At 39.1% G+C, this 25,050-nt stretch carries 26 protein-coding genes; 9 read left to right on the forward strand and 17 right to left on the reverse strand.

All coding sequences use genetic code 11. From position 1 onward, the window contains the following. Positions 1-379: 379 nt before the first annotated feature. Positions 380-937 (reverse strand): recombinase family protein, encoded by a 558-nt coding sequence (locus tag C427_RS15715; protein WP_007637798.1) that lies wholly within the window; start codon positions 935-937, stop codon positions 380-382. A gap of 218 nt (positions 938-1,155) precedes the next feature. Between C427_RS15715 and C427_RS15720 the strand changes: the two genes are divergently transcribed. Next, positions 1,156-1,530: a helix-turn-helix transcriptional regulator gene (locus C427_RS15720; protein ID WP_226991134.1), complete on the forward strand. Its 375-nt coding sequence runs from the start codon at positions 1,156-1,158 to the stop codon at positions 1,528-1,530. Positions 1,531-1,871: 341 nt separating this feature from the next. Here C427_RS15720 and C427_RS15725 read toward each other — a convergent pair whose 3' ends face one another. From C427_RS15725 to C427_RS15750, 6 genes are all read right to left on the reverse strand, one after another. Then, positions 1,872-2,216 carry a hypothetical protein gene (locus tag C427_RS15725; protein WP_007637796.1) on the reverse strand — a complete coding sequence of 115 codons (345 nt, stop codon included), beginning with the start codon at positions 2,214-2,216 and terminating at the stop codon, positions 1,872-1,874. A gap of 107 nt (positions 2,217-2,323) precedes the next feature. Then, positions 2,324-2,680 carry a hypothetical protein gene (locus tag C427_RS15730; RefSeq protein WP_007637795.1) on the reverse strand — a complete coding sequence of 119 codons (357 nt, stop codon included), beginning with the start codon at positions 2,678-2,680 and terminating at the stop codon, positions 2,324-2,326. Positions 2,681-2,759: 79 nt separating this feature from the next. After that, positions 2,760-3,458 carry a hypothetical protein gene (locus C427_RS15735; RefSeq protein ID WP_007637793.1) on the reverse strand — a complete coding sequence of 233 codons (699 nt, stop codon included), beginning with the start codon at positions 3,456-3,458 and terminating at the stop codon, positions 2,760-2,762. 109 nt (positions 3,459-3,567) lie between these two features. Then, the gene (locus C427_RS15740) at positions 3,568-4,182 is read right to left on the reverse strand and encodes a DUF2026 domain-containing protein (protein WP_007637792.1); all 615 of its coding nucleotides are present in this window, start codon (positions 4,180-4,182) and stop codon (positions 3,568-3,570) included. 290 nt (positions 4,183-4,472) lie between these two features. Then, on the reverse strand, positions 4,473-5,189 hold the full coding sequence (locus C427_RS15745) for a hypothetical protein (RefSeq protein WP_007637789.1): 717 nt from the start codon (positions 5,187-5,189) through the stop codon (positions 4,473-4,475). A 125-nt stretch (positions 5,190-5,314) separates the two neighbouring features. Beyond that, positions 5,315-6,229: a DUF2971 domain-containing protein gene (locus C427_RS15750; RefSeq protein WP_007637788.1), complete on the reverse strand. Its 915-nt coding sequence runs from the start codon at positions 6,227-6,229 to the stop codon at positions 5,315-5,317. A gap of 874 nt (positions 6,230-7,103) precedes the next feature. On the opposite strand from C427_RS15750, the gene C427_RS15755 reads away from it, so the two are divergent. Continuing rightward, positions 7,104-7,304 (forward strand): hypothetical protein, encoded by a 201-nt coding sequence (locus C427_RS15755; RefSeq protein ID WP_034899269.1) that lies wholly within the window; start codon positions 7,104-7,106, stop codon positions 7,302-7,304. A 127-nt stretch (positions 7,305-7,431) separates the two neighbouring features. Here C427_RS15755 and C427_RS15760 read toward each other — a convergent pair whose 3' ends face one another. The 4 genes from C427_RS15760 to C427_RS15775 form a co-directional block, all read right to left on the reverse strand. Beyond that, positions 7,432-8,607: a tyrosine-type recombinase/integrase gene (locus tag C427_RS15760; protein WP_007637784.1), complete on the reverse strand. Its 1,176-nt coding sequence runs from the start codon at positions 8,605-8,607 to the stop codon at positions 7,432-7,434. Positions 8,608-8,692: 85 nt separating this feature from the next. Next, positions 8,693-9,619 (reverse strand): replication initiation factor domain-containing protein, encoded by a 927-nt coding sequence (locus C427_RS15765; protein ID WP_015431057.1) that lies wholly within the window; start codon positions 9,617-9,619, stop codon positions 8,693-8,695. Positions 9,620-9,694: 75 nt separating this feature from the next. Beyond that, positions 9,695-9,922 carry a helix-turn-helix domain-containing protein gene (locus tag C427_RS15770; protein ID WP_034899266.1) on the reverse strand — a complete coding sequence of 76 codons (228 nt, stop codon included), beginning with the start codon at positions 9,920-9,922 and terminating at the stop codon, positions 9,695-9,697. 206 nt (positions 9,923-10,128) lie between these two features. After that, complete coding sequence (locus C427_RS15775) at positions 10,129-10,827, reverse strand: BAR domain-containing protein (protein ID WP_007637782.1); 699 nt, start codon at positions 10,825-10,827, stop codon at positions 10,129-10,131. A gap of 642 nt (positions 10,828-11,469) precedes the next feature. Here C427_RS15775 and C427_RS15780 point away from each other — a divergent pair. Then, positions 11,470-12,267 carry a hypothetical protein gene (locus C427_RS15780; protein WP_236613702.1) on the forward strand — a complete coding sequence of 266 codons (798 nt, stop codon included), beginning with the start codon at positions 11,470-11,472 and terminating at the stop codon, positions 12,265-12,267. A 58-nt stretch (positions 12,268-12,325) separates the two neighbouring features. Here C427_RS15780 and C427_RS15785 read toward each other — a convergent pair whose 3' ends face one another. Next, positions 12,326-12,667, reverse strand: a complete 342-nt coding sequence (locus C427_RS15785; protein WP_007637780.1) for a Grx4 family monothiol glutaredoxin — start codon at positions 12,665-12,667, stop codon at positions 12,326-12,328. 283 nt (positions 12,668-12,950) lie between these two features. Between C427_RS15785 and C427_RS15790 the strand changes: the two genes are divergently transcribed. From C427_RS15790 to C427_RS15805, 4 genes are all read left to right on the forward strand, one after another. After that, positions 12,951-13,532: a Fe-Mn family superoxide dismutase gene (locus tag C427_RS15790; protein WP_007637779.1), complete on the forward strand. Its 582-nt coding sequence runs from the start codon at positions 12,951-12,953 to the stop codon at positions 13,530-13,532. 115 nt (positions 13,533-13,647) lie between these two features. Further along, positions 13,648-14,571, forward strand: a complete 924-nt coding sequence (locus C427_RS15795; RefSeq protein WP_007637777.1) for an SAM hydrolase/SAM-dependent halogenase family protein — start codon at positions 13,648-13,650, stop codon at positions 14,569-14,571. 9 nt (positions 14,572-14,580) lie between these two features. Further along, positions 14,581-14,880 carry a VF530 family protein gene (locus tag C427_RS15800; protein ID WP_007637776.1) on the forward strand — a complete coding sequence of 100 codons (300 nt, stop codon included), beginning with the start codon at positions 14,581-14,583 and terminating at the stop codon, positions 14,878-14,880. A gap of 43 nt (positions 14,881-14,923) precedes the next feature. Beyond that, on the forward strand, positions 14,924-16,027 hold the full coding sequence (locus C427_RS15805; protein WP_007637775.1) for an NADH:flavin oxidoreductase: 1,104 nt from the start codon (positions 14,924-14,926) through the stop codon (positions 16,025-16,027). Between the two features lie 73 nt (positions 16,028-16,100). On the opposite strand, the gene C427_RS15810 is transcribed toward C427_RS15805, so the two are convergent. The 3 genes from C427_RS15810 to C427_RS15820 all read right to left on the reverse strand — a co-directional run bounded on the left by C427_RS15810 (position 16,101) and on the right by C427_RS15820 (position 22,044). Further along, entirely contained in the window at positions 16,101-18,830 is a 2,730-nt protein-coding gene (locus tag C427_RS15810) for a M16 family metallopeptidase (protein ID WP_007637774.1), read from the reverse strand. A 264-nt stretch (positions 18,831-19,094) separates the two neighbouring features. Then, positions 19,095-21,143 carry an NADPH-dependent 2,4-dienoyl-CoA reductase gene (locus C427_RS15815; RefSeq protein ID WP_007637771.1) on the reverse strand — a complete coding sequence of 683 codons (2,049 nt, stop codon included), beginning with the start codon at positions 21,141-21,143 and terminating at the stop codon, positions 19,095-19,097. Between the two features lie 13 nt (positions 21,144-21,156). Beyond that, on the reverse strand, positions 21,157-22,044 hold the full coding sequence (locus tag C427_RS15820) for a crotonase/enoyl-CoA hydratase family protein (protein WP_015431058.1): 888 nt from the start codon (positions 22,042-22,044) through the stop codon (positions 21,157-21,159). Positions 22,045-22,198: 154 nt separating this feature from the next. Between C427_RS15820 and C427_RS15825 the strand changes: the two genes are divergently transcribed. Together C427_RS15825 and C427_RS26450 are read left to right on the forward strand one after the other, a co-directional pair. Then, positions 22,199-22,846, forward strand: a complete 648-nt coding sequence (locus C427_RS15825; protein ID WP_007637768.1) for a TetR/AcrR family transcriptional regulator — start codon at positions 22,199-22,201, stop codon at positions 22,844-22,846. Positions 22,847-23,452: 606 nt separating this feature from the next. Beyond that, positions 23,453-23,617 (forward strand): hypothetical protein, encoded by a 165-nt coding sequence (locus tag C427_RS26450; RefSeq protein ID WP_007637765.1) that lies wholly within the window; start codon positions 23,453-23,455, stop codon positions 23,615-23,617. Between the two features lie 60 nt (positions 23,618-23,677). Here C427_RS26450 and C427_RS15835 read toward each other — a convergent pair whose 3' ends face one another. Then, entirely contained in the window at positions 23,678-23,893 is a 216-nt protein-coding gene (locus C427_RS15835; RefSeq protein ID WP_034899259.1) for a TIGR02450 family Trp-rich protein, read from the reverse strand. Between the two features lie 235 nt (positions 23,894-24,128). Continuing rightward, positions 24,129-25,007, reverse strand: coding sequence for a flagellar protein MotY (locus tag C427_RS15840; protein WP_007637762.1), 879 nt, complete (start codon positions 25,005-25,007; stop codon positions 24,129-24,131). Between the last annotated feature and the right edge of the window lie 43 nt (positions 25,008-25,050).

Genomic DNA, 25,050 nt, shown 5'->3' on the forward strand with positions numbered 1-25,050 from the left:
CTATAGGTTGGAATACGGTAAATTTTGTGGCTGGTACCCAGAGAACTCATGGGTTCGGCCTTCAAGTAGCTTGTGATAGGATGATTCCTAGACTTATAAAAGGACTGGGAAATTTTTCTCCTCTGGACTTTAAGAGTAAAACATATAGTAGAAATAAAGCTCCTAGCTTTGGGCTAGAATCCGCATTATATCTTGTCGATGGAATAGAAGTTGAAGATCGCTATGAGCAAACCTAAGATGAATTAGTCTCATCCTCATTAGCTGGGATACTACCCAATTATTAGCAATTAAGTGAACATAACTAACTTAAATTTATGTTTGGAATTAATGGGATCTGATTCTTCTACTTATGAAGGCTAAAATGAGCAAATAAAATAGTCTAAATCTGCAAGTAAGAATAAAGAGTTTGCCTGCTGATTCCAAACTCTTTGGCTAATTCACTTTTGTTACTTCCAGCAACAACTCGTTCAATCAACACAGTAACCTCTTCGGCTGATAATGACCGTTTACGCCCTTTGTAAATGCCTTTTTTCTTAGCCAGCTCAATACCTTCCCTCTGGCGTTCTTTAATCAGTGAACGCTCAAACTCAGCAAAAGCGCCCATCATGGACAGAAGCAAGTTAGACATTGGCGAATCAGCTTCATTAGTAAAAGTTAGGCCTTCTTTAACAAAACGAATACCAATGCCTCTGTTCGTTAAACCTTTTACAATTTGGCGTAAATCATCCAAATTACGAGCAAGCCTATCCATGCTATGTACTACAACTTCATCCCCTTCCCTGGCAAACAATAGTAATTCTTTAAGTTGTGGTCGATTGGTATCTTTGCCAGAAGCTTTATCAACAAAAACACGATCTAAAATTTCTTGGTCTAATTGCCTTTCTTCATTTTGTTCAAATGAACTGACTCGCTTATACCCAATCTTTTGACCTTTCATAACTAAACTTCCCTAAATTGTTAAATTAGAGTCTAGACTTTACCTTACACATGTAAACAAATCAATAAATAGACTCTATTTTGACAATTTTAGCTTAAATAAAAATGTAAGGTTAAGGTATACCTTATTATTACAGTCAGAAATTCCAACTCATATGTTGGCAACCATCAAAGTGTGAAACTAAAATTTCATCTACTTTTATCAACCAAATGATTGCCATGAACAAAAAAGAAAAAGAATACCTACTTTACTATTTGGAGCAGCTAAGCCTGAAGCTAAGAAATAACATATCTGAAATGCAACAAGGACTAAATCATATTGCAGATATATCGAAAAATATCAGCCAAGAAATACCAACATCTCCAAAAGTAATGACTTTTGATCCATTGTCGACTGATAAGTTGGCCGAGAAACCACCTGAATGCTTGATTCGTATAAGGGAAGTCTGCCTTTTAGTTTCAGTAAGTCGTTCAACTATTTTCAGAATGGTGGAAGAAGGAAGTTTCCCTAAACCTTTAAACTTGGGACCTAGGTTTAAAGCCTGGCAAAAACGAACAGTGGTAGATTGGATAATTTCACACGATGACAATTAATGAAGCATTGCTTGGGTTTAGCGTTTGAACTCACGGCTAAAAGGGGCCATTCGCTCTAAGGCTTGCTGTTACCAAAAGCTTACGCTCAGTAATGCCAAATTAACTATGCCACTAAATAGCTATGAGTATATACAGCGGATATTAACAGCCTAGTATGCCATAGTGATATTTCTATTTAATAAATGGAGTTATTTAAAAGCGGACGTTCGTTAACGCCTCGTTTAGAGGCAATAAAATAGTTGGATAAAATTAGCGACTAAGGAGCAAAAGCCAACTGTTTTATTGCCTCTAAACGACTTGTTATATGTGCCATCCTATTGCCTAGAAGTTACCAACACTCCCTATTTGTTTTCTTTTAGGTGTTGTTTTATTTCGCTCACTCGATGGCCTTTGAAAATTGTATGTTCTTTATATGAAATATGTTTTGTATAACGCTGATCTTCTCTTCCCTTTTTAGTATATCTACCAAAATAATTTCTTTCGCTTTCATTACCAAAACCTAAGTGAGCGCCATAACAAAGAACTGAAATAAAGCAGATAACACCATATATAATAACCCCAACAGTACTTACAAAGTTTGTCAGTATTGCTGTTGAAGCAAAGCCAATAAAAAAAGATAGTATATATTTTCGTCTTTGCTGTACATACTCATAACAAAGTTCAATATTGAGAGTATTTTTATTCACTTTTACACCTTAACATTTATTCTGCCGTGAAATCTGAGGCCATTTAAGGCTGCGAATTTGGGGCGCGCGTTGTTTGCGCGTTCATACCATAATTTGTTTATTATATTTCACGCCCATCGAATCCAATTTACAAGTGCGTCTAGACCTGAATAATTGAGCACACGAATACGGTAAAGATTGATCGACTTGTCTAACAGTTCCGATACACGACCTAATGCAGTGCTTGGATTTTCGGAATTGTACTCAGCAGCCAATTTAACATCACCTGTTAAAAGTAAACGACTTGGCTTGTGAGTTACAAAAATTGAGGCTTCTTTACCTGTTAGTCCCTTCACTCTTGGGTCAAAAGCTATCTCAGCTCCAGTATCTAGACGATATGAAATCAGGTAACGATTGTTATCCTCTGCTAGCAAGGTGGCGAAAAAACATTTGTTTAGATAATTATCAACATCTGAGCCATTCATAATTCGAAACGTCCTTGTGAAATATAACGCCAAATTCAGGTGTTCCGTGGGCGTCACTTGGATTTTCTTGTTATGTGAATTACAGCTCGTAACATACATCAGACTCCGAGGCTGCTCGAATAGTATTCGTTGCCATTTCAGGATCCACAGAAATTAAGCGCCCATGTACCGACTTGAACCCTTGAGCCTGACCAAGAGCAGTGAATTTATAAAAGCCAGATAGGTGATACATTGATGTTTTCTTGCAGAAGAAAACCTCATCAAACCCAGATTTGGAATTTTCGACGCCATCTAAAAATACGCTAAATTTTTCCGGTCCATAACCAAACGACGCAACATAAGAAATTTCATCTTTTGTAAGATCATACTTTGGTAGACTGATTCTATACCCACTGTCATTTTCAATTTCCCTCAAGGTATTAGCATACATTTTTAGTCTTATGAAAATAGTATCGCCTTTTGTCGTTGACGCATTAATCAAGCTGGTAAGCTTCAATTTTTGGTCAAACTCACCCTCATATGCATATATTCTTAATATGTTGTCTGCATTTCTGTGTTCTTCACGTGTTTGAAAAGAATCGTAATTAAATTTTGAGGAGTCTAGATGAGCATAGTGGTCTACATATGATTGATAAGTTTCAATCTTAAAAGAACCTATCAAGTCGATACTTAAGGCATAAACTAGAGAAAGTAAACCAAGCAATGTACCTACTGCAGTAAGCTTGCTCGGCAAACTCCATTTTTTCCACTGCTTATCACTCGGTACTAACATATTCATCTCGATTCACATAACGGCCCAATAACAGGCTAAGTAATGGTTGGCTAAAGTTTTGTAACGAAACGTAGCCAACTGTTACGTGACCTTGTTAATTTGTTAGGTGAATTATTTACCAAGCTCCTATTACGCTATTTCCTTGTAAAGCAATAGAGTTTAGCTGCCCTTTTCCATCCTTAATTTGAATTGCACTGTTCATTTTCTTAGGAGGCTTTTTGTACCATTGACTACAAATATCTGCTAAATCAGAATACGCAAGACTAGAGGCTAAATATTCCATTCTATTCTCTAGGACTTCAGGGTTTGCATCAAAATAGAAATCACCTTCTTTAGTGAGATGATTTAGTGATTCAGCCATTTCAGATATCGGTTTCTGCATCATTTTGGCTTTTAGAGGAACTTTACCTGTTTTAATATCAGAAAAAGCTGGTGCCATGAAATCAATTAACCAGCCATCTACAACTACCCAACAGTGGAAAGCATCTATATCTGATGAGAAATTATCACCATCTAATTTTGCAAAGGATAAAACGTCGTTATTGCCACCCATATGATAGAAACACATACCAGCAAGGGGCTGAGCATCCATTTTATAATGTTCTCGTAGAATATGTGCACCATAAAAGCTAAAAAATGTACATGCAACAGTAGGGTCAGCATTTTCATTTTTTACGATGCTGTTAATTGTTTTATAAATTCTTTCGTAATCCTTCAGCTTAATCTTCATCTAAACTCTCGATTCACCTAACGAGGCTGTAGAATTTCTCTTTTAGAAAAAACAGTCTCAAAAATTATTAAAAATTAAGCCTCAAAACGCGTTCCTACGTGAAATCTGAGGCAATATCCTACTAGAAAAAGATTTTTACAGTCTCTCTGAACATAAATTTCAATCGCCATTTTCCACTTTGGAGAAATTTTAAAGCCTCAACGCCTCGTTAAGAAGCAAAAAAGTGTTGGCTAAAATTAGCGATGAAGGAGCAAAAGCCAACTGTTTTTGTCCTTTTGAACGACTTAGATTTACATTACACACCTACACCAAACCAACTGGGCTTCTGACAGCAAGCTAGTATTAGTGTTTAAGTAATTAGTACTGGTATCAATTATTCTTACAGCCTTAGTTTTCGTCTTATCATATGAGATTCTAGTTAACCTAGAAAATTGACCAGCGTTAATCCATAGGTCATCGTACGATTTCACACTATCTTCATAGAAAAAGCAAAATTTCAATTTTCTCCTTTTCTTATAGCTTTGACTTGGTAAGAAATTTAACAGTGTTACGTATACATATGGTAAATATTGCGGTTTTAAATTGGCATAGCTGTATACATTTAGTCGATTGGCTTCTTTGAGCAGCTTTAAAAATTCCTTTAAGTCTAAAAAGGGAACTATATCTTTTGTTCTAGCCCAAAGCTTATCCATATTCAAATCAGCAAAGTTTCGATTTTGTTCGACTGTTTGAGGATCTGGTCTAGTTGGTGTAAGTCCACGATATGGGCGTGCTGCGGGATCTTTTGTAGGGCAAAATTGGCTATCGTTATGATAAAAATGTGCGTTAGCTTTTGTATGACCCGCTTTTACTTTCATGTCTCTATTGCAAACTGGACACTGAGTACTAGGTGAAAGATTCATGTCTTGGAAGCCAAGCTGAGTAGCTAACTTCTTGAATTCCGAACAATCTATCAATTGATTTTTATAGGTTGGATTAGAGTGCTGTGGGTGTAATGCTTTATGCAACTTTATACTCCTGTAAATCTAACGCCCGCTTAAGCGAAACAAAAATGGTTGGCTATAATGTGAAGCCGAGCGAAACGTAGCCAACTGTTTTTGTTCCGTTTAAAGCGCTTATTAGGCCTTTAAGTTCAAACTTTCCGTATACCCAACCCACTAAGATCTTCACTTTCAACGACTTCGAAATATTCTACGTCATTTTGTATAACCTTATTGATGAGGATCTTATAAAAGTCTCTTCGCTCATTGCTCATTCTCATGCCAAAAACTACTTGGCTCAATATTCCGGGGAAATCAAATAACCCATGACTTTCTTCAACATAGCGCCATTCCTTTTCGTATTCCCATGCAGGTGTTTTAGTGCTTATTGTAGATCTAAATACATCATCTTCGAACGATACCCTTTGAACATTTTGTACCCCGCTACCTGGAGCCATAATTTGTACTTCATTCTTAATGCCAGCCTTGAATGTAGGCTTCTCTCTGTTGTATGTAGCAGGCAAACAATGTCTAGGGTTTGCTAATTTGCAGTCGTTAGACCAACTAAAACCAAACGCTACACCTTCATGGTTAGCACCATAATGCGCCCACATTAACTCATTAGCGGAAGTCCCACTAAGACTAAAGATCCCTACTGAAGATAGACGCTTTCGCATATCCCTAAATATATTCTCAGGATTAGACAACCGCATACCATGATCTGAATATAAAGACCTCATCGCTTTTACTTTCCTGCTATGAGTCAACTTTTTGAAGCGCTTTAACCATTGTTTAGTTTCTCGCTCACTCAACGAAAAAAGTCGTTTAGGTGGCTCAAAAAATGGTCGTTGAGCCACAAGGCCCATCAATTGCCCCTGTTCCATTTCACGGATTGTTTTAGCTTCCCAAACTGGGGGGATCTCTCCTATACGACATTCTAGAGGATCATTCAGCTGAGAAGGTGATGATAGCCAAATTTTCTGATTTCTTATGATATCTTGAGTACGTTCCGAGTCATCTCTGTACTTAAAGAGTACCTTAGGTTTTTCTTGTTCATTTATTTTCATTTATAAACTTCATCTATTGATAATTTACGCATCGATTCTGGCACTGAGGCCTAACGCTTCTAAGTACAGGCGCGCGCTTTTTGCGCGTCCGTGTGGCTTATTGATTAGCTGCCACATTGCGGGCTGCTGTTTGAATTGAATGATGAACTAACAAACTGTGACTGCCTTGTTTGAATTGTGTAACTGCAATTTCCGTTGCCTTAACTTTGTCAGTGTTTGATGATTAATATTGCCAGAACTTACTAGTTACGTGAATCTTTTTTACCGATTGTAATTAGCTAAAAAGCTAACCGCATTGCACACCACTTTAGGTAGCCCTCTGTAAATACGCTTTAGAATGCTAACGCTTATTATCGAACATGTCGTATATGCAACTTCTCGATTTGATTTTTATTTTCGTCACTTTCAGTACTTACCTTTTGATTTTATTAAGTATTTCTCACTCTGATTCGATCAAAATCACAAAAATTTGCGAAAGGAGACCTGACTTTAACGAGACTTTTCTTCTTCCTATTAAAACTATGTGAAAAACATTTTCCATAGTTAAATTATTAACTTAGCGTTTTTGAGAAAAACAAAGTGAGACAGACAAAATTACATAATAGGAAGCGACATAAGCATTATTCACTAAATTTCATTATACCTGATTTTGTACACCGTCAATTTCAGTAGAAACTATTTAGCGAACCAGTTAATTCAGAGTCCGCTCTATCGAAACTTATAACGAGAACTAAGCCAGTGGCGAATGACCGTTATTGGCACTTTTAAGTCTTAGTGGGCCGAAAAATCATAAGGATTTAAGTTGCTTGAGTTTACTTGAAAACCCTAGTCCGTGAGCTATGTTTATTAATAAACGTACTCACGGACGAGCATCATGCAAAATCCACTATACATACTAGTTAAAACTTGGCTTCAACTCCTTCAATTTGATTTGGAGCATGAAGCTAAAAAAAAAGTCGAAAACAAAATTGTAAAGGCTTTTGGCAGCATAGAGATTGCTATTATTTTTTGCAAGAGAGGGCTGGTGCTTGAGGTTGTAATGTCTGGATTTGGTGCTGACCAGTCTTATAGCTGACTGATTTAATTGAGGGATCTTCCGGTTGTCGCTTTTCATTCAATCCGCTGAGCGCTCTTTGAAAACCTTCAGATTGAGAACACTCCCCCCAACAGCAAATTTCAATGCATATTTCTACTGGGTAAATCTACACACAATCCGTAATTTCATCATGCCACTTTTCTAACTCGCCACGGATAATTTTGAATACACTGGTGTGTATATAAGTTCGGTCTAGCGCAGTCATTTTATGGTTCAAGATGCGTTCTACAACATAATAATCTACTTCCATATCCCTTAGGTAGGAAGAACCGTATTTGCGTAAGTCATGGAGTCGAAGTTTTGAATTAGAATGCCTAGAAATAGCATGAGCAGCCTGTGATGGCGTAATTGCTCTATAGCCATTGGTTCGTGGAAATAGAAATTTTGAACGTAGCCGTTTTCGCTGCCAAGCTTTGTAATGCAGTAAAATATATTTCATTTTTGGAGTAATGGGGTGAGTAATGCTCTGCCCCGTTTTGGTATTGCTCGCTGGTATATGCCAGAGCATCTTATCGAAATCAAAGTCGTTCCAGGTTGCCAAAGCTGTTTCACCATTTCTGGTTAGATAACCCAAGCAAAGTATGCAGAACATTTTTGTGTCTTCTGGAAACGCCAATATTAGATTCAATAATTGCTTAAGTGTCCAACGTTCAATCTTACTTTTTCTGGGTATTACTTTGCCTGCTGTAATATCGCTAAAGGCGATTTCTTTAACAGGGTTATTGGCCAAATATCCCAACTGTTGGGCTTGGCCAAACGCTGCCTTTAAACATTGAAAGGCTCCTTTAAGCGTCGATAGCCCATATTCATTAAGACTGGGAATTATCCAGTTCTCCGCCAAGTACATTGGCGAAATTTGTTCTATTTTTACTACCCCAAAGCTTGGCATTAGTAGATGCGACACTTGATGGATAACATTCCTTTTGGTATTTACTGATATCCCTAAATCTGACAAACGAAATTCGATATACCAGTTCAGTAGGTCTTTGCCATTAACGAATATTCGTTGACGAGACACCGTAAACTTATGTTTTTCTAATTCCAACAAGTAGTTGGAAGCCGCTAATCGAGCTACTTTAATAGTTACTGTCGGGTATGAGCCAATAACTTTACTGGACGTTTTTCCTCGCTGAGTAAAGCGCACATGAAATGTGCCTATAGGCGCGTATCTTTTTGAGTAACGAAAAATAAGGGAGGGACATCCTTTATCTCTTAATTGAACGCTACCACTTATATTGTTATTAATTGATTGGCTACTCAACAGCAACGTAATTGTCTTCATTTGCTTGGTTTCTGAGTTGTAATATCAATCAATAATTCTGAAAATTTCTCCTTAATATATTCGTCCTGAATGAAGGGTAATCGCTTTAATTTTTTGACTTTCCCGGTCGAGTAAGTAGTTTAATAGCTTCTTTTTCACCAACGACATTTACTAACGCTTGGTTTATTCTCCCGTATTGATGTCTAGAGTACATCGCTGAACGCCCCAAATTAGCGGCATACTCAAGGCTTTCCCGAAAGACGGGTGGGTAATACTTCGCGCTATTTACTAATGAATGAAACAACTTAGGGTAAGCGCTAAAGAAATAGTCTGTCTTGTAGTCAAGTATCTCTTTAGGAATGAGGTCACGGCTATTCGAATTAAATCGGACTTCTGCCCTAACCCAGTCAATAAATTCTTCATGATTAATACCTAGTTGCTTCGCTTTCTCATAAATACAGGCTTGCTTGTAAGCAGTTGGCCCGCCAATGTAACGTGTCCGACCTTGTTTTTTATTACCTACATTTCGTTTCATTGGGCGACGACCGGTTATGCTATTACAATTACCTCGACTATGGGCCCTATCAACTTTTTCTATCTTGAATAATCCAGTGTAATCATCCACTGCTAAGTCAATCCGTTTAATTTTTACATTATTCTGAAACACAATTGAGCGGATCCAAGTAAATGAATCATATTTCTCTGCCATAGAGCAGCCCCGCCCTGTTAACTCAAATAGGAACCGACTTAATTTCACACTGTATTTAATGCTGCCACATACGTCGTTTTCATCTGACACTGTGCATATTTGATATGCGATGTCGTAGCCAATGGGTATAGCTGCCCGTCTTTTAGAAATGGTTAATCCAAAAGACTTAAGGTGATTATTAACCCACATAAGGTATGTCGCGTGGTCATTGATGTTGCTAATAAGTAATGTTAAATAGTCAATAAACACTGGTGACTTATCGGGTGATACTCTACCGTCTTTTTCTTTGCTATTTAGTGGGACGAGACTTTTAAAACTATGCATTTGATGCCCTTACAATAAATACGAATGATCCGTTTGTGATCTCTGTAGATCTACCAACATTAATCAGACTAACTTTCATAAGGCACCTCCAGTCTTTTTGAGATGCGTATGCAAATGCGTTTGTTCACTAAGAAACGCGTCGATATCTGATGTCTTATATCGAACACAGCGACCAATCTTTAGATATGGGATTTGACAGGTTCCGGTGCTTCGCCAAACAGCCAAAGTGCCAATGGTGACACCAAGTTGCTCAGATACCTGCGTGGGGGTTAATAATGTATTTTGTGATCTTTTGGGATGCATAATGTTCGCTCTTGTTTATTCAAATTGAGCGGACATTGAAGGTGAATATAGTTAATTTTGTAAGATAGGTAGGTTAGGCCCTCTCTAATAAAAATCACAATATATTCAAAAATTTTTATATAAATCAAATGGATAACTGACCGTAGGTTATGATAGGAAAATTTAGTCTGATGGGTCGTACATAGTGAAAATATGGGTTATTTAAATTAAGAGTTCGGTGTACCACCATCATGGTTTAGATTGCATAGGGTCAAAATCCTATTTTTCATTTCGTTCGAAAAATTGTCTATGTCTATTCCCTCTTTGGAAAGACCATCTTTCATTGCCTCACCTTCCCAAATGCCCTTCAACAAATTTTTATACCCTTTTCGACTAGCCTTGAATTCTTCAAAAGTTGGTGACAACTTATATAATTGTATTGCTGCTCTAAGTGCATCTGGAGCTTCTTTAAACGGTTCTAACCATGTTTTTTGTTCAACCTCATCAATTAACTTTTGCTTTTCTAATCTGATTTTATTCCGCGCTTTAACTTTTGCAGTTTTGACTTTTTCCCGGGCTGCTTTTTCAAAACGTTTTTCTGCAGATTCATGAACTTCAATAACTTTATGATAGCTAGATATGTAATCTAATCCTAACTTAAGATCTTCAAGTACAGGTTCAAACTGTCGATTTGCATAAGCTTTCTTTTGTTTAGATTTAGGTAAATTAGAATAAGTGTTAAGTACTATTTCAATTGTTTTCTCCAATCCAATAACTTGATCTATAATGGAATACATTAATTCTACTTCAACATCATCATTATCCTGATTGTCATCGATGTTTGACGGCATATAATCAGGGGGATTAGATTTTGTATCAGAATTAGCGTTTGTTTGAGGATTGGTATCTATATCGGTTTTAGGCATTTATATTCCAAAATAAAGTAATTTAAGTAACTTCCCTTTCTATATTGCTGTAAACAATTCATTCGTATACATAGTTCTGTCGCTCGTTTCAAAGATGGTTTTGTTAAAATGCTAAGATTACCTAAATAGCTTCAGACTAGAAACGGTTTTATATATTTGATCAAAAGATTAGTAAGAGTTGAAATTTAAGTGATGACAAAATAAACAAAGCTGTTGCACATGTGTTGCACAAAGATAAATATACAAATTAAACACTTAAATATCAAATGCTTATGAAATTAAATGCTGAACAGGTGGGGATACCATTCAGTACAAATAAATAGCACTTCAATTTTTATCTACTTATTCATCCCCAAGTTACATCAAAATAAATATTTATAGAACTTTGTATTACGGTAGGAAAGACCTCCTAGGATATGTGGAATATTGCAGGATTATTGACCAAAACTAAAATAGGCAATCCAGCTTTGGGCGCCTGAAGTACATCGCTTAAAATCGACATTAAAGAAACGTTTAGGGCTTTTACACCTGTGTTGAACCAATTCAGAAGATAGAACTCATTCAGTCATAGACTCATCTTAAATTGATGTGCCCAATTCGCTCTGAAATGCGTATCTTGAGGTGGTTTGGGTATACATTGCTATGTATAATAAATTTATATTTACTTCAATAAAGAATGACATGGCGACTGACCCTTTAGATGACATGCCGAAAATCAGGTTAGAAAAAGATGATTTGGAGTCTTTTCATCGTACTAGAGCACAATCAACCAAAAAAAGCTTAAACAAAGGTAACTTGCCAGATGAGACACCTGCGACTTCAAGTTCCCCATCTTGGTTTGCTATTTTGTTTTTACTTGTCGTTATTGTTGCCGCAGCTGGTTATTGGTCGGCTCAACAATATAAAGTATTACAACAGTCACAAAACCGTATCGCTGAACTAGAGAGCCGTTTGTCTGCAACAGGTGAGGACATGGATCAATCAGCTGCAGCTTTGCAAGTTAAGGTATCTGAATTAAGTGCAAGGACAGAAGATTTGTGGTCACAAATGGACAAACTGTGGGCCTCGGCTTGGCGACGTAACCAGAGTGAAATTGGCGAATTAAATAAAACCGTGATGTCGCTAAAAGCATCAACTGAGAAAAGCACAAAAAGCCTAGGCAATGAAACGGCTAATAACAATACAAGCATCGGCTTAGCTAAAGAACAACTGGAAAACCAAGCGAATTTGCTGAAACAATTAAATGATAAATTTGGCCAAGTTAATAATGTTGATGCCGACTTTGAACAGCAACTTGCTAGTTTGCGTGAAAAACTGATCTCAACTGCATTAGCAAATAATGATTTAACCAATCAAATTGATGACTTACGTCGAAGAGTAGTGGCTGCAGAAAAAAAGGCCAATCAAGTAGAAAACATGCTTACTGGGCCAACTTCATAGTAATTAAAGACAAAAAAATAGAGCGCTAAGGGCTCTATTTTTATATCTGGTGTTGGGTTTATTCAGCTGGAGTCTCACCGGCTCTTTTAGCCGCAGACTCTTTGATTAAAGTCTGTAACTCGCCTTGTTGGGTCATTTCCATAATGATGTCACAACCGCCAACTAACTCACCATCAACCCAAAGTTGCGGGAACGTTGGCCAATCTGCATATTTAGGTAACTCAGCCCGGATATCAGGATTTTGTAAAATATCAACATAAGCAAACTGCTCGCCACAAGACATCAGAGCTTGGGTGGCTTGAGCAGAAAAACCACAGTTAGGTAATTTAGGTGAGCCCTTCATATATAAAATTATGGGATTTTCTTCGATTTGTTGTTTAATTTTTTCAATAGTATCCATGTAACGGCTCTCATTTAAATTTTGATGATAAGGATCTGGTGATAAGTTTAACGTTTTCAACTAGTGATTAATACTCTACTGATCTTTTGTTAGATCGTTTTAGTAAATTACATACTAAGAATTAATTAATCTTACACTTGAAAAACATTATCAAGACGCAATATCTATACATATAGAATTTGTTTTAACAAATAACAAACCATTGCTCTTACATTATAATATAAAGTACTAGCATTTATCGGTTCTAAATTAAAATACACATCACCCTTTATGGAGAAATAAAATGGCTTTTGAATTACCAGCACTTCCTTATGAAAAGAACGCGCTAGAACCACATATCTCTGCTGAAACCTTGGAATACCATTATGGTAAGCACCATGCGACGTATGTCACTAAACTAAATGGTTTAGTTGAAGGCACTGACATGGCCAGTAAAAGCCTAGAAGATATTGTTAAGAATTCTGAAGGTGGCGTGTTTAACAATGCTGCACAGATATGGAATCACACGTTCTATTGGAACAGCTTAAGCCCGAATGGCGGCGGCGAACCCACGGGTGCTTTAGCTGAAGCTATAAACGCCAAATGGGGTTCTTTCGCAGACTTCAAAGCGGCCTTGAATGATAAAGCGGTTAACAACTTCGGTTCTAGCTGGACTTGGTTAGTTAAAACAGCTGACGGTAGCTTAGATATAGTTAACACTAGCAACGCAGCCACACCTTTGACTGATCATACCTTAACGCCTTTACTGACAGTTGATTTGTGGGAGCACGCTTACTACATTGATTACCGTAATGTACGTCCTAAGTACCTTGAAGGTTTCTGGGCATTAGCTAACTGGGATTTTGCTGCTGCAAACTTCGCCTAATAGCCAACTATCCAAAAAATAAATATCAGCCCTGTTAATCAGGGCTTTTTTTTGCTATTTTTCAGCAGACAATACCTATCAAAAGTAAATAATGTGAAATGAGGTTTTTATGTCAATGTCTAATATAATTTGTGGCATTGTTGTGGTGATGTCCATGCAAATGTCGCAACTGGCTTTTGCAAGTGGTAATGGCATAGTGGTATTCCAATCAGATTTTGGTTTAAGTGATCAGGCTGTATCAGCGATGCATGGTGTTGCATTGGGTGTAGATAAAAACCTTAAAGTAGAGGACTTAACTCACGATATTCCTGCCTATAATATTTGGGAGGGTGCATACCGTTTAGACGCAGTAGCCGACTTTTGGCCTGCAAATACAGTATTTGTGTCCGTCGTCGACCCAGGGGTGGGCAGTGATAGAAAGTCAGTGGTTTTAAAAACCAAAACTAATCATTATTTTGTTACTCCAGACAACGGTACTTTAACGCTAGTGGCTAAACGATTAGGTATTAGTGAGGTCAGAGAAATTGACGAAAAAGTCAATCGATTAAAAGGTAGTGAAGCATCTCACACTTTTCATGGCCGTGATGTTTATGCTTACACAGGCGCCCGTTTAGCAGCCAGCGCAATAAATTTTGAACAAGTAGGACCTAAGTTAGCGCCAGAGGTGCTAAGTATACCATTTGAAGCCGCACGTATTGATGCCAACTCGTTAATCGGCGGAATTCCCATCTTGGATCCCGCTTACGGCAATGTATGGACCAATATTCCTATGTCATTACTGTTGTCGCTCACAAAATCAAAAGATTATGCGAGTCTTTATACCCAACAGTTTCTAGTAACTGTGACACGAGGGGATAAATTTGTTTTATCCGAAACCATCAGTTTTGAACGTTCCTTTGCAGGTGTAAAAGAGGGACAACCGTTACTGTATGTCAATAGCTTAGAAAACTTGGCGTTAGCGCTGAATCAAGCTAACTTTGCAGCCGCATTCGATATTCAGGCAGGCGGTGAATGGCGAATTGAAATTGTACCTAAATAAAGAACTTCTATGACTGAACAACAAAACAACCCTCTTCATGGCCTAACCTTGCGAGTTATTCTAGAAACACTTGAAAAAGAACTTGGCTTTGAAAAAATGGGGCAACAGGTCAAGGTAAATTGTTTTACCAGTGAACCGTCTATTAAATCAAGCTTAAAGTTTCTCCGTAAAACGCCTTGGGCAAGAGAGAAAGTTGAGCAGCTCTATTTATACACCATTAAAACTTCAACCAGTCAAAAGGCTAAAAAGCCAACGGAAGCCTTTGTTTGGCCAGATATCACTAAAGATAATGCCAATCAAAAGACGTAATTAATATTTATCCAAATATCTAAACCAATTTAAGGAAATCTAAATGAGTAAAAATGTAGACTCACTTTTTAAACCTTTTAGCTTAAAAAGCTTGTCACTTAATAATCGAATTGCCATGGCTCCTATGACTCGTAGCTTTTCGCCAGAAGGCATTCCTACTGAAGATGTGGCCAGTTATTATCGCCGCCGGGCAGAGGGCGGCACTGGTTTGATCATTACTGAAGGTACAACAGTTGATGATCCTGTTGCTACTATGGATGGAAAAGTCCCACAAATACATGGGCAACAACCTCTCGCGGGTTGGGAAAATGTGGTAAAGGAAGTACACGCTGCTGGAGGCAAAATAATGCCTCAACTTTGGCATGTGGGTATGGCCCGAAACCCTTCAAAAGCGCCCTTCCCTGAATTACCTAGTGTTGGCCCTTCGGGTTTATTAGCACCTGGAAAACAGGTTGCAGAGCCGTTGACTGTGGCACAAATTCATAACCTAATCGAAAGTTTCGCCAGTGCAGCCGCTGATGCAAAACGAGTAGGATTTGATGGTATTGAAATCCACGGTGCTCATGGTTATTTGCTCGATCAATTTTTCTGGAGTGGAACCAACCAACGTACCGATGAATGGGGCGGTACTATGGCTAATCGAGGCCGTTTTGCAGTCGAAATAGTCAAAGCGATACGTGCGGCTACGGGTCCTGACTTTCCGATTATGTTGCGTTACTCACAATGGAAACAACAGGATTACACCGCTCGTTTGGTAGAGACTCCACAACTACTAGAAGAGTTCTTAGCGCCATTAAGTGATGCAGGCGTAGACATATTCCATTGTTCGACGAGACGCTACTGGGAGCCTGAGTTTGATGGCAGTGACTTAAACCTTGCCGGCTGGACTAAGAAGCTCACTGGCAAACCAACTATGACGGTAGGCTCTGTTGGCTTAAACGGCGACTTCTTTGGAGCCTTTGCTGGTAAAAGCTCAACGACCCGCTCGATCGATGATTTAATTGAACGTCTTGATAAAGGCGAATTTGATTTAGTCGCTGTTGGCCGTGCCTTACTGCAAGATCCTCAGTGGGCAAATAAAGTCCGTCAGGGAAGTATGGAGCAACTAGAAACCTATTCAGGTGACGCTTTAGCTACTCTATCCTAGATTTAAAATACACATCAAAAGCGCCCATAAGAACAGGGCGCTTTACATTTAACTGAAATGAGAGCTCAGTAAATTAGCCTTCCACTTTACTCATATCACCCGCTTTGATAATTGAGAAGTTTTCGATTTTTAGATATTTATTCATCACACGTTTGACATCATCTGCAGTTAGGGCCGCTAGCCTTTGCTCATAAGCTTTGTTCCACTGCATAGTTCTGTCTGATAGCAAGTTTCTACGTAATGTTCTGACTAACTCTGGGTCTTGTGCACGACTCACCTTCTTGCCTTGCAATAGACCTGATTTAGCACTTTTAATTTCTTCGTCAGTAAAGCCATCTTTTAACATGCGACTAAGCTCTTCATTAAAGCCCACTTCAACCTTGGCGAGGTTTTGTGGTGCACAAATCGCATAAGCACCTAAGGTAGCTTTGTTATCTTCTGGGTTCATCGTTATAAACGAGCCTGCCCCATAACTTAACCCATCTTTTTGTCTTAACCTAGTGGCTAATCGACTATTTAGAAATCCACCACCAAAGATATAGTTCCCCAACTCTAATGCCGCGGCATCGTCACTATTTTCACCAACAGGAAGCATAATAGCGGCAACAAAAGTGGCGTTTTCTTTATCTGGTGTATCAAAATCAGTCGGGCTGGCCGCAACTTTTATATAGGGGTCTTCCACTCGTAGATAAGCACTCTTAGATTTCCAACTACCATAAAGGTTTTCTAGGTCAGTTTTAATTTGAGCTTGATCAAAATCTCCAACAACACCAATTTTCATATGGTTGCCGCCAAAAAATGACTGATGAAAAGTTTTTAAATCACTTAGCTTAAGATTTTGAATGCTTTCTAAGTCTTCTGCGAAGGTTGGCTGATAGTTTGGATGACCTTTTTTATACGGGTTTTGTTTACGGCCGTATTCGTTAAATGCCAGTTGCTGTGGATCTTGCAAGTTTTTTTCAATATCTACTTTCAAAGTTGATTTGTATTGTTCAAATTCCGTTTTATCAAATCCAGGATCACTCAGTATCTTGTGCATTAGCAACAATGCCGAGGACAAGTTTTCTCTCGTCGTAGTGATATTGGCCACCAACCAATCCGCACCACCAGAAACAGATACCTGAGTTTTTAATTTGTCAAACTCATCCTGAATATCTTGACGTGATAATTTGCTGGTTCCGCGCATTAACATCGCACTGGTTGCGTCGCCAACACTAGCAAGGTTTTGTAAACTTTTTTCAGTCCCCATACTCATCATGATAGAAGCAACTACAGATTCACCACGTGTCTTTTTAGACAATAACGATAACTCAGAGCCATTACTAAGCTGAGTGACAACAGTACGTGAGTCGATATTATCAAACGAGGGTTCAAACACTTCACCAGCCGCAATTTTTGCACGACCTTGGTAATCTTTGACCATGTCATTCACACTAATAACAGTTGGTATCTCTATGCGGGCTGGCTTTTCTGTTGGGATAAAGTGTCCAGCTGTACGATTGTTTCGTTGCAAATAAGTGTTCGCTACACGTTGTACATCACTGGTAGTGACTTGTTCAATCCTATCACGATGTAAAAAATATAAACGCCAATCCCCCATCCCTAACCATTCACTTAGATTTAATGCGATTCGCTCAGAAGAATTAAAAGACAACTCAATATTTTTTAATAAGTTACGCTTTGAACGTTCCACTTCTTCATCGGTAATCGGCTCAGCACTCAATTCCTCAAGCACCGATACCATCGCGTCAGAAGCACTGCTCAGATCAGCTTTTTTATCTACCTCGGCAAAATAAATCGCCAGGCCTGGCTCTTGCCACTGAAAATTAAAACCATAAACACGACTGGCTAATTTTCCTTCAACCAACACTTTATGTAAGCGGCCACTTGGGGTGTCACCTAATATTTGACTCAATACGTCAATAGCCGCGTAATCGTCGTGTGAGCCGGCAGGAATATGATAAGCCGCGCCAGTCATTTGCACATCCCCGACTCGTCTGATGGTGACACTTTTTTCACCATCTTGCGCTGGTTCAGCGGTATAAAGGAGCCTTATCACTCTTTCTGGTTTTGGAATAGGTGAAAAATATTTATCCACTAATGCAATCATATCTACTTCTTCAAACTTACCCGCCACAATAAGCGTCGCATTGTCTGGCTGATAATACATTTTGTAAAAAGCTTTTAACCTATCGATTGGCACATTTTCTAAATCAGAACGGGCGCCAATAGTGGATTTACCATAGTTGTGCCACATATACGCCGATGCAGCCATTTTCTGTAAGGTAATACGAAATGGGCTATTTTCACCACGCTCAAATTCGTTTCGAACCACCGTCATTTCACTATCAAGATCTTTTTTAGCAATAAAAGAATTGACCATGCGATCTGATTCCATGCTCAAAGCCCAATTGATATTTTTTTCGTTTGCTGAAAAAGTTTCGAAATAGTTAGTGCGGTCAGTCCAAGTGGTGCCATTGGGACGAGCACCATGGGAACTCAACTCAGCCGGGATATCTTTATGCTTTGGGCTACCTTTGAATACCAAATGCTCTAAGAGATGAGCCATGCCGGTTTCACCATAGTTTTCGTGTTTTGAACCCACATGATAAGTAACGTTGACGGTCACAGTTTCTTTAGTTTGATCGGGGAATAACAAAACCTGTAAGCCGTTATCCAGATTATATTCACTTATCCCTTCGACTTCGGTCACTTTTTCAAACTTATCATTGGCAAAAGCCAAAGCTGACACAGTCAAAGTAATACTCATCACTGCGCCAGTAAAGAATGGTCTATTGAACATCCGTATTTCCTTTTAATTGTTGCAACCACTGCATACACGTGGCGGCTTAGATTTAAGCCTATAAACAATAATTGACTTTGTTTGCCAAAACAACGATTGTCTCGTCATATTTGGGTAAATTTAATACCGTTTCATTTTTCTGGGGTAACGACAAAGTTAAAGACAGGACAGGACAGGACAGGAAAGATAACAAAACAACTAACCAAATATAAAAAAGCCGATTCTATGAACCGGCTTTAATATACTTATTTAAAAATAGCTAATTTATAACACTGCGGCTAATCGCGTTCCTTGAGAAATGGCTCGTTTAGCATCTAATTCTGTTGCCACATCCGCCCCACCAATTAAATGATGGGGTTTAGTCAAACCTTCAACCAATTCTCTGAGTGGCTCTTGACCAGCACAAATAATAACGTTATCAACGTCCAATACCTGCACATTATCATTCACCTTAATATGTAGACCTGCATCATCAATTTTCAGATACTCAACACCCGCCAACATACTTACACCTTTACCTAGCAGACCTGCTCTGTGCGCCCAGCCGCTGGTCTTACCTAAACCTTTACCAACTTTGGTCGATTTACGCTGCAACAAATAAATTTCTCTAGGTGATGGTGTAGGAGAAGGTTTCATACCTTCAATGCCAGAACGAGAACCAAAGGTCATATCGATTCCCCACTCTTTCATAAAGGCAGGGATATTTTGACTCGTAGACTCGCCTGCGTGCGAAAGATATTCGGAGACATCAAAACCAATACCTCCTGCTCCTATAATTGCTACTTTCTTACCAACTGGTTTTTTATTAACAATGACATCAACGTAACTCATCACTTTACTGTGTTCAATACCTTCAATGGGTGGTTTACGAGGAGCGATGCCTGTAGCAATGATGACTTCATCAAATTCACTGCTGTTAAGAGTATTAGCATCCACGCGAGTGTTGAGTTTAATAGTGACATTATGCAATTCCATCTGGCGAGCATAATAACGAAGGGTTTCAAAAAATTCTTCTTTACCAGGGATTTGTTTGGCGATATTAAATTGTCCACCAAGCTCACTAGCAGAATCAAAAATGGTAACCTTATGACCACGTTGTGCTGCAGTAGTAGCCGCTGCTAATCCAGCCGGCCCAGCGCCGATTACCGCTATATTTTTTACCCTCGAGGTAGGCTCAATCACCAACTCTGTTTCATGACAAGCACGAGGATTCACTAAACAGCTGCTCGTTTTACCTTCAAATACATGGTCTAAACAAGCCTGATTACAACCGATACAGGTATTAATTTCGTCTGAACGATTTTCCATAGCCTTGATTACAAACTCAGGATCAGCCAAAAAGGGTCTTGCCATTGATACCATATCGGCATCACCACGGGCTAGCACCTCTTCTGCCACTTCGGGGGTATTAATACGATTTGAGGTGATAACGGGAATAGATAACGCTTTTCTGAATTTAGCTGTTACCCAGGTAAAGGCTGCTCGAGGGACTTTGGTAATAATAGTGGGGATACGTGCTTCGTGCCAACCAATGCCGGTATTGATAATGGTAGCACCTGCTTTTTCAATGGCTTTACCTAACTCAACTACTTCGTCGTAAGTCGAACCGCCTTCTACCAAATCTAACATCGATAAACGGTAAATAATAATAAAGTGTTCACCCACAGCTTCGCGAACTCGGCGTACCACTTCTATCGGCAAACGGATCCGATTCTGATATGAACCGCCCCATTCATCATCCCTATGATTAGTGCGTGCTGCAATAAACTGGTTTAAGAAGTAACCTTCAGAGCCCATTATTTCTACGCCATCGTAACCCGCTTTCTGGGCATGTATTGATGTATCTATAAAGTCTTGAATTTGTTTTTCTATACCTTCTGCGTCTAGGGCCTTAGGCTTAAAAGGGTTAATAGGAGCTTGTACCGCAGAGGGAGCAACTAGGGCAGGGTTATACGCATAGCGACCAGTATGTAATATCTGCATACAGATTTTACTGCCATGCTCGTGTACCGCGTCGGTGATTGTTTTATGTCCAGCTATGGCCTCATCAGTATCTAAGCGACGAGTATCTTTGTGGGTTGAACCTTCATCATTTGGCCCTATTCCACCTGTGACAATAAGGCCCACCCCTCCTTTAGCTCTCTCAGCAAAATAAGCGGCCATTCGTTCGTGGCCATCTGGCGCTTCTTCTAAGCCTGTATGCATAGATCCCATCAAAACTCGATTTTTGAGTTGTGTAAAACCTAGATCTAATGGTTTAAGTAGATGCGGGTATTTTTCTAAGCCTTGGGCTAATGCGGTATTAGTAGTCATATCAATATTGTTCCTATTGGTTCGAATCAGTTTTTTTATAACCCTGACTTACATGCCAGACGATTTTTTTATATAATTCTGCATACACCGGTAAACGCTTTTGTTGCGCTGCAGTCATGGCTTCTTGAACATCGGGCATTTGGAACATGCCGCTTTGCCATGTGGCCATGTAGGTTAAGCTGTCGGTAACACTGTGATCACGCGTATAGTTGATCATTTCTTTACAACCCGCCACTGCCATAGGGGAATGCATGGCAATCTTAGCTGCGATATTCATGACGCCTGCAAGCATCGCATCTTGGTCTGCAAACACTTGATTAACAAAACCACATTCTTTAGCTTCGCAACTTGGCATATTGCGACCGGTGTAGGCCAACTCGCGGATCAAACCCTGTGGCATAAGATGCGGTAATCGTTGTAACGTGCCTACATCCGCGGTCATGCCCAACTCGGTTTCCTTGATAGTGAAATAAGCATCTTCAGTACAATATCGACTATCGGCAGCACAAATCATGTCTACCGCACCACCGATCACACCGCCCTGCACTGCCACTAATACTGGCATACGTACTTCTTCAAGAGCATTAAAACTATCTTGTAGTTCAAGTACCAGTCGACGAGTTCGTTCTGCTCTTCTCGCTGGTTCACCCTGAAAGTCTTTTGCCATATTAGTGAAGACAGACAAATCCATGCCCGCACTAAAATGTTTACCCTGTGAAGAAATCACAATCACCCGTGCTTGCGATCCCTCATCAATTTGTCTTACAACAGCAGGTAGTTCACGCCAGAATGCTGGCACCATACTATTGAGCGCCTCTGGACGGCACAATTGGATATGAGCAATGTGGTTTTCGATATTCACAGACAACGTTTCTAGCGCAGCTAAATCGATATCAGTCACAGGTATTCTCCTTGGGTTAACCATGGTCTTATTGCTGGTAACTCAGCACATAAATCCCAAACTGTTAACAAAACTTTAAACTAGACAGCGTCAAGATAAAAGCATATGTTGACGCTGTCAAGATATCAAACATCAAATTTATTAATAGACATTTATGAGCCATCAAATAGAACAAAAACTTAAACCCAATAAACCCAGCTATCACCACGGTGACCTGCGCAGTACTTTGCTCAGTGCCGCGAATGTATTGTTAAAAGAAACGGGCATTGAAGGTTTATCGTTACGTAAATTAGCCGACAAGGTTGGAGTGTCTCGCACCGCTCCTTATCACCACTTTAAAGATAAAAATCAATTACTGTGCGCGATAGCGGAACAAGGGTTTGTGCATTGGCAACAAGATGCTGCATTTATTTTTAACCAAACGGGATTGTCTCCTAAAGAGAAATACCGGCAATTTTTTCATGGCTATATTAACTACGCAGCTGACAACCCAGAGTTGTACGATTTAATGTTTGGACGCACTATTTGGAAGCAAAATAGTGCCACTAATGAATTACGAGATGTGGCTTACCCAAGTTTTCACCATCAAGTAAAAATGACCAAAAAATGGCAAGAACAAGGTTTAATGCACCGCGGTGAAGATACGTTACGCTTGTCGCAAGTTACATGGGGCACCATGCATGGTATAGCTCGACTGTTAATTGATGGTATCTACGCTGACCGCAGCCATATTGATGAAATGTGCGACTGCGCAATTAATTTGTTTACACAACAAATTCCCCCTGCCGAAGCACCAAACTAATTGAGACTAAGCTAGTCATTTTTAAACATTAAAAATAAGGTCAGTATTAACGGGTATTGGTTCACACCACAGGGCATGAATAAGAAAGCATTGAAAGGTCAAACCATTACTGCACTAACTATGGGTGTTACCCAACTGGTTGACTAAACAATGTGGGTTAAACCTTCAATTGCTGGGGTATCGGAGAAAGTAACAACCTACATTTGAAGGCTAACAAATGTGATGTGCTAGATTGGGCCACTCAAGATTATATTGCTGCATTACAACTTGTATTGGATACCGATTCGACATCAGCAATATGTTGGTTGGGTCATAGTTTAGGCGGGCAAGTGTTTCCATTAGTCGACAATATTAGCAAGTTAAAAAATGATTACTGTGTCATCTTGCACAGAATATTGGAAACACAATGTCCCAGCGTTGCGTACCCCCTTTATTCTGGTATTGAATTATGCCTCTTAGCACCGGCTTTTTTGCCTACGTTCCTGGTAAAAGGATGGGCGATTTACCGGAATGGGTAATGTATCCATGAAAACGTTGCTGCTTGCATCTTGACTACTGCGTGGGATTTGAGTCTGAAACTGTAAAATTAAGTGTCAACAAATAGATGTGACACTGGTTTCCAATACCTTTTTTGATGATGAGATGTGGTTGTTAACCAACCTGCGTGAATTACATGCGTTGTTTGAAGATCAAAACAAAGCATCGAAGCCAGTGCATCCCAAAAAAGAAGGTGAAAAAAGTATTGGCCCCTTGGATTTCTTTAAAGAATAATTTAAATATAACTTGTGGCAACACAGCTGTTGCTAAGTGAATCAGATTAAAAATCCTAGGCTATTTCCAACCTTGAACCCATTGTGCTGTGTCTTTTAGGTCTCTCCATTGAATGTGAATTGAACGTTTTGACATAATCGCTTCGATTAAACATGAAACCACAGCTGAATCTTCATCATACTCAACCTCAATAATGATGAAGTGTTTTTCTTTATTCAATGGCACGACGGCAGTCCATTTACTGTTCAAGAGTTTTTTGGGGGATATGCTATTCAACTGATTTCCTAAAATAATGCATTTTATAAAGTTGTAATACCTTAGATACCGATAAATTGATTAAAATAATTTATTTATTAGTGACATTATTGCTTTGCAGAGCCCAATTCAAAAAAAATTAAGCATATGAAGAGGTCAGGAATTTAAACTGTATTACTTGCTAAAAACTACCCGACTGAATAAATAACCCGCATGGCTGGCGAAGTGTCAGGCGGATTAACCACCAATAAGCCTGTTAGGGCTTTGACATTCTGATCACCACTCGGCGGTTTTTAGCTCGTGTGCTTTCGTTAATGTTAGGTGACGAATGACGCCTCTCACCATGGCCAGTAATTTCTATTCGTTCTGGGGCTACCCCCATAGAACTGAAAAACGCTTTTATTTCCACGGCTCTTCGAACAGAAATCTGTTTGTTAATAGCTCTACCACCAAAACTGTCGGTATAGCCGTCTAATAAAACCAATTCTAAATCAGTATCTTCTTTTAAGTATTCGCCAATCATCGCCAAACGTTTCTGCGAGTATTTCGTCAAATTAGTATTATTAAATTGATATGTAAGAACGGTATACGAAATATCTTGAAAACTATAAGGCAACAAATTTGACACACATTCAACAAATTTCACGTATGGGACAGCAAAATTACTGGCGTTTAGTCCTACTGCCACAGTATCGTATTTGTTATACCAATCTTGATAATAAATGGTTGGCCAGAATCCCTTTTCTAGCTCTGTCAACATAGTCCAAGCAGCTTGCTCAGGTAAGTCACCGTCATATTGTTTACGGATTGTCATGTCGGCAATAGTGCGTTGCACTTTGCCTGGCATCCATGCAGGTGGGACTGAATACACCGCAGCGACACCATAAGACTTAGGCAAGCGCAACATATCCAGTTCAAACTCCATGTTTAACTGTTTTGACGCAAAACTGCTAAACATGGCTTCCCCATAGCCAGGTAGTTTATGGCTAAGGGTGCACTGCAAACGATTTTCATCCTTAAGTTGCCAATCAGAGTTTTCAACTTTGGCTGAATACTGACGTAAAGCTGCAGCCACGTTTAATGACAATGATATTAAGGTGACACAAAGAATGGATTTAACAATTTTATTGAACATGAATTAGGAGCCCCTAGCTTCTTCACATTATATCGACAAAATT

Source organism: Paraglaciecola psychrophila 170 (genome assembly GCF_000347635.1).
Taxonomy (GTDB): Bacteria; Pseudomonadota; Gammaproteobacteria; order Enterobacterales; family Alteromonadaceae; genus Paraglaciecola; species Paraglaciecola psychrophila.

Bases quoted from the DNA above. Each gene is read 5' to 3' on its own strand.
- C427_RS15715 (WP_007637798.1), bottom strand. From the start codon at position 937: ATGAAAGGTCAAAAGATTGGGTATAAGCGAGTCAGTTCATTTGAACAA.
- C427_RS15720 (WP_226991134.1), top strand. From the start codon at position 1,156: ATGAACAAAAAAGAAAAAGAATACCTACTTTACTATTTGGAGCAGCTA.
- C427_RS15730 (WP_007637795.1), bottom strand. From the start codon at position 2,680: ATGAATGGCTCAGATGTTGATAATTATCTAAACAAATGTTTTTTCGCC.
- C427_RS15735 (WP_007637793.1), bottom strand. From the start codon at position 3,458: ATGAATATGTTAGTACCGAGTGATAAGCAGTGGAAAAAATGGAGTTTG.
- C427_RS15740 (WP_007637792.1), bottom strand. From the start codon at position 4,182: ATGAAGATTAAGCTGAAGGATTACGAAAGAATTTATAAAACAATTAAC.
- C427_RS15750 (WP_007637788.1), bottom strand. From the start codon at position 6,229: ATGAAAATAAATGAACAAGAAAAACCTAAGGTACTCTTTAAGTACAGA.
- C427_RS15755 (WP_034899269.1), top strand. From the start codon at position 7,104: ATGCAAAATCCACTATACATACTAGTTAAAACTTGGCTTCAACTCCTT.
- C427_RS15760 (WP_007637784.1), bottom strand. From the start codon at position 8,607: ATGAAGACAATTACGTTGCTGTTGAGTAGCCAATCAATTAATAACAAT.
- C427_RS15765 (WP_015431057.1), bottom strand. From the start codon at position 9,619: ATGCATAGTTTTAAAAGTCTCGTCCCACTAAATAGCAAAGAAAAAGAC.
- C427_RS15770 (WP_034899266.1), bottom strand. From the start codon at position 9,922: ATGCATCCCAAAAGATCACAAAATACATTATTAACCCCCACGCAGGTA.
- C427_RS15775 (WP_007637782.1), bottom strand. From the start codon at position 10,827: ATGCCTAAAACCGATATAGATACCAATCCTCAAACAAACGCTAATTCT.
- C427_RS15780 (WP_236613702.1), top strand. From the start codon at position 11,470: ATGTATAATAAATTTATATTTACTTCAATAAAGAATGACATGGCGACT.
- C427_RS15785 (WP_007637780.1), bottom strand. From the start codon at position 12,667: ATGGATACTATTGAAAAAATTAAACAACAAATCGAAGAAAATCCCATA.
- C427_RS15790 (WP_007637779.1), top strand. From the start codon at position 12,951: ATGGCTTTTGAATTACCAGCACTTCCTTATGAAAAGAACGCGCTAGAA.
- C427_RS15795 (WP_007637777.1), top strand. From the start codon at position 13,648: ATGTCTAATATAATTTGTGGCATTGTTGTGGTGATGTCCATGCAAATG.
- C427_RS15800 (WP_007637776.1), top strand. From the start codon at position 14,581: ATGACTGAACAACAAAACAACCCTCTTCATGGCCTAACCTTGCGAGTT.
- C427_RS15805 (WP_007637775.1), top strand. From the start codon at position 14,924: ATGAGTAAAAATGTAGACTCACTTTTTAAACCTTTTAGCTTAAAAAGC.
- C427_RS15810 (WP_007637774.1), bottom strand. From the start codon at position 18,830: ATGTTCAATAGACCATTCTTTACTGGCGCAGTGATGAGTATTACTTTG.
- C427_RS15815 (WP_007637771.1), bottom strand. From the start codon at position 21,143: ATGACTACTAATACCGCATTAGCCCAAGGCTTAGAAAAATACCCGCAT.
- C427_RS15825 (WP_007637768.1), top strand. From the start codon at position 22,199: ATGAGCCATCAAATAGAACAAAAACTTAAACCCAATAAACCCAGCTAT.
- C427_RS15840 (WP_007637762.1), bottom strand. From the start codon at position 25,007: ATGTTCAATAAAATTGTTAAATCCATTCTTTGTGTCACCTTAATATCA.